This is a genomic window from Sphingobacterium sp., assembly GCF_032065005.1.
In the GTDB taxonomy this organism is placed as follows: Bacteria; Bacteroidota; Bacteroidia; order Sphingobacteriales; family Sphingobacteriaceae; genus Sphingobacterium.
Window position 1 is genome coordinate 1 of the sequence record NZ_DAMBMM010000022.1, and the last position, 4216, is coordinate 4216.

Consider the following 4216-nt stretch of genomic DNA (forward strand, 5'->3'; position numbering starts at 1 on the left):
AATTTGGAAAAAATTTAAAATAAATTTGGAAATAGACACAGTTCATCCCGAAATCGTAAGATGAGGGAACTATTTTTTTACTCTATGCAAAAGGAGATTTTCATAAAAATATTTCATCCACGCTGTGGGTTCGCCATTACAAACATCAAATTTCTACAAAGATTCCACCCCTACTGGGGTTTGTCAATACAAATCCCTATCCTGACGCAGGAAGAATCTTGGAACTTTGCAAACCTATTTTTGTGATTTATTGCATTGGCGTACAATTCTTCTATCTTCAATAGTTTGTACTGGCGTACAGTTCCTAAATCTTCGGTTCACCCCCCCATTGTCGTCCTGACGCAGGAAGAATCTAGGAGCCGTGCAAATCTATTTTTGTGAATAATTGCATTGGCGTACAATTCTTCTATCTTCAAAAGTTTGTACTGGCGTACAGTTCCTAAATCGAAGATTTAGGATGACAGGGTCCTTTAATGGAGAACCGTACGGATTCCTCACTATTTGTTCAGAATCAAAATTCGCTAAAGAGCGATTCAGAGTGAAACGTGGAAAGCGGGCTTATGCAATAAGCCCCTACAAAATCGGCTACCTTTCCAGCGACACGATGGACACGATCTTGGCCGATCCCCTAATCCCGTACCCTGAGCTGCGTCGAAGGGCATCCTGGTTCATTTCCAGATCTTGGCCCATCCTCTCATCCCTTCCATCCTGGTTCTACCTACTTCTCTCTTTCAAGATCCCCTTACAGATATCTGCTACCAATGAAGGCCCTTCATAGATAAAACCTGTATAGACCTGGACCAAACTTGCTCCAGCATTTAATTTCTCAATGGCATCCGCAGCAGAATGTATACCACCTACCCCAATGATCGGGAAGGCTTTATTGGATTTATCTGCTAAATATTTGATCACCTCGGTCGAACGACGGGTCAATGGTTTTCCGCTGACGCCACCTGGTTCTTGCACCAACATTCGGTGACTCTGTAACCCTTCTCTAGCGATGGTCGTATTGGTTGCAATTACTCCCGCGATTTTGGTTTCCATCACGATCTCAACGATATCATCCAATTGGGTGAAGGTCAAATCAGGCGCAATCTTTAAAAGGATAGGCTTTGGGTTTGCCTTTTCCAGGTTCAATTGCTGCAATGTATTCAGGATATGCATAAGCGGTTCTTTTTCCTGAAGATCACGTAAGCCCGGTGTATTCGGGGAACTTACGTTCACCACAAAATAATCAACGTAGTCAAACAAAGCCTTGAAGCAATAGATATAGTCATTTACAGCTTCTTCATTTGGTGTAACCTTATTTTTACCGATATTTCCACCGATCAAAACACCGTTTCTTTCCTTTATGAATTTCAGTTTTCCGGCAGCTACATCAGCACCCTTATTATTGAATCCCATACGGTTGATCAAAGCATGGTCATCGACCAGCCTGAACATCCTTGGTTTATCATTTCCAGGTTGCGGCTTTGGTGTAACGGTACCGATTTCAATAAAGCCAAATCCTAGTCTAGCCATATCCTCGATGTATTCTGCGTTCTTATCGAAACCAGCTGCCAAACCAACAGGGTTCTTAAAGGTCAAGCCAAAGACCTTGGTTTCTAACCGAGGATCTTCTACACAATACAAGGATTTCAACAATGCTTTTGAACCCCATACTTTATTAAAAAATTTCAAGCCTGAAGTCACATTATGGTGTGCTTGTTCAGGGTTCATTGAGAAGAAAAATGGTTTAACTAGCTTATACATGAGTGCAAAGGTAGCCAAAGATGCAGAAATATTCATTACTTTTGCACCCGAAATGATATCTATAAATAACTTAACATTTGAAATTGGCTCTAGGGCATTGTACGATGAGGCAAACTGGCATATCAAACCAGGGGATAAAGCAGGTCTTATCGGTGCTAACGGTACCGGAAAGTCCACTTTATTGAAACTTATTGTAGGGGAATACGCACCTACCAGCGGAACCATATCCATGGCCAAAGACCTGAAATTAGGTTATTTAAATCAGGACCTGCTTTCCTATCATTCTGAAAAAAGCATTCTCCATGTCGCTATGGAAGCTTTTGAAAGACAGAATCAGTTACATACTGAAATTGAAAATCTGCTCAAGAAGTTAGAAACGGACTATTCGGATGAAATCCTGAATAAACTGAGTGATAAACAGACTGAATTTGAGGCATTGGATGGTTACAGTATCGAATTTCGTGCTCATGAAATCCTAGCTGGTCTTGGTTTCTCGGAAGAGGAACAAAAAAGACCTTTGGCCACCTTCTCTGGAGGTTGGCGAATGCGTGTCATGCTGGCCAGGATCCTCCTGCAAGCTCCTGATATCCTTTTGCTGGATGAGCCTACCAACCACTTGGACTTACCGTCCATCAAATGGTTGGAAACCTACCTACAAAGTTTTGAAGGTGCAATTGTGATTGTTTCCCATGACCGCTATTTCTTGGATAGGATTATCAATAAAACTGTGGAATCCAGAAAAGGAAAATTAACCCTTTATGCTGGAAATTACAGCTTCTATCTGGAAGAAAAATCATTGCGTGAAGAAATCCAAGGCAATCAGTATAAAAACCAACAGGCCAAGATCAAACAAGAGGAAAGGTTGATCGAAAGGTTCCGTTCGAAAGCAAGTAAGGCTAAAATGGTGCAATCACGAATCAAAGCCCTTGACCGTATGGAGAAGGTGGATGAGGTAGATGATGACAATCCTGAAGTGAACTTCAGCTTTAAATTCTCCAAACCATCAGGTCGACATGTGGTAACCATGGAAAACATTTCCAAATCTTACCCGAACGTAGAAATCCTGGAAAATACAAATGGCCTGATTGAAAAAGGTGATAAAATTGCGTTGATCGGTGCCAATGGTAAAGGTAAATCAACCCTATTGCGGATCGTAGCAGATGCAGATTCTGAATTTGAAGGCAAGAGTACTAAGGGACATAATGTTTCCCAAACCTTCTTTGCTCAGCATCAATTAGAAGCCTTGCACTTAGAAAATTCCATTTTACAGGAATTGGTAGCCTTTGCACCTAAGCATACCGAAACAGAACTACGTTCCATCTTGGGAAGTTTCCTTTTTACGGGAGATGATGTTTTCAAAAAAATCAAAGTCCTTTCCGGAGGTGAAAAATCAAGGGTGGCTTTAGCTAAGGCATTGACTGCAGATGCTAACTTCCTAGTACTCGATGAGCCGACCAACCACTTGGATATGGCTTCTGTCAATATCTTGATCCAAGCCATGCAACAATATGAGGGTACATTGATCGTGGTTTCCCACGACCGTTACTTCTTAGAGCATGTGGCCAACAAGATTTGGTTTATCGAAGACAAAGAAATCAAGGAGTATCCAGGTACCTACCAGGAATATGAGGAGTGGAACTCGAAACGTGTGATCAAACCCGAAGCAAAACAGGAAAAGAAACCGAAAGAGGAACCTAAAAAGGAGAAAGTCGCTCCTACTGAAGATACCAAAAGAATTATCCAGAAGAAAAACAAGGAACTTGCAGCCTTGGAGGAAAATATTGGAAACCAAGAAACCTTGGTTAAGCAATTGGAAACCGAGCTTGCTCAAGAGGAAATCTATTCCGATGCAGTAAAATTGCAGGAACATACCAGAAATTACAACTCTGAAAAAGCCAAATTGGAAACCCTGCAACAAGATTGGGAGACATTGGCAGAAGAGATCATGGACTTAGAAAATTAAAGTCATTTTCTTATCCTAATTCTGACCTTATTCGAGAATCATTCGAGCCATATTCGAGAAATATTCTATCCACTTTGCGAATTTTCCGAATATGTCTCGAATAAGGTTAAAACAAAATCCAGGAAATCTCCTAGCCCCCCATCCGAACCTATATCTCTTAAATGTATGCCATTAGCCCTTTATGGTTCATACCATTCATGCTAAAATAATTCATCCCCGCTGGGGATGTATGGCGGCTAGAAATATCTTCTGGTAAATAAATATGGCCCCGAATGGCTAGAAACACAGTTCTACCAGACTGTCATTGGTAGGAACGAAGCATCTCGGAGAAATGCGAACTTTTAAAATCAAAGACAACCATCATGGTATTGGCGTACAGTTCCTTTACCTTCGGTAAAGGATGACAGGGACGGTGGGAGGAAAACCGTACAGATTCTTCACTATTCGTTCAGAATTGGAAGATGAGCAAACTGTTTTCTTTCTACAGGGAATTGATAGAAA

Annotated in this window: 2 protein-coding genes; one reads left to right on the top strand and one right to left on the bottom strand. The window is 41.2% G+C overall.

Translation table 11 applies throughout. The annotated features are described in order from the left end of the window. Positions 1-714 precede the first annotated feature (714 nt). Positions 715-1752, bottom strand: coding sequence for a quinone-dependent dihydroorotate dehydrogenase (locus RT138_RS18825; RefSeq protein WP_313191896.1), 1038 nt, complete (start codon positions 1750-1752; stop codon positions 715-717). Between the two features lie 52 nt (positions 1753-1804). Here RT138_RS18825 and RT138_RS18830 point away from each other — a divergent pair, with 52 nt between their 5' ends. Next, positions 1805-3715, top strand: a complete 1911-nt coding sequence (locus RT138_RS18830; protein ID WP_185213872.1) for an ABC-F family ATP-binding cassette domain-containing protein — start codon at positions 1805-1807, stop codon at positions 3713-3715. Positions 3716-4216 lie beyond the last annotated feature (501 nt).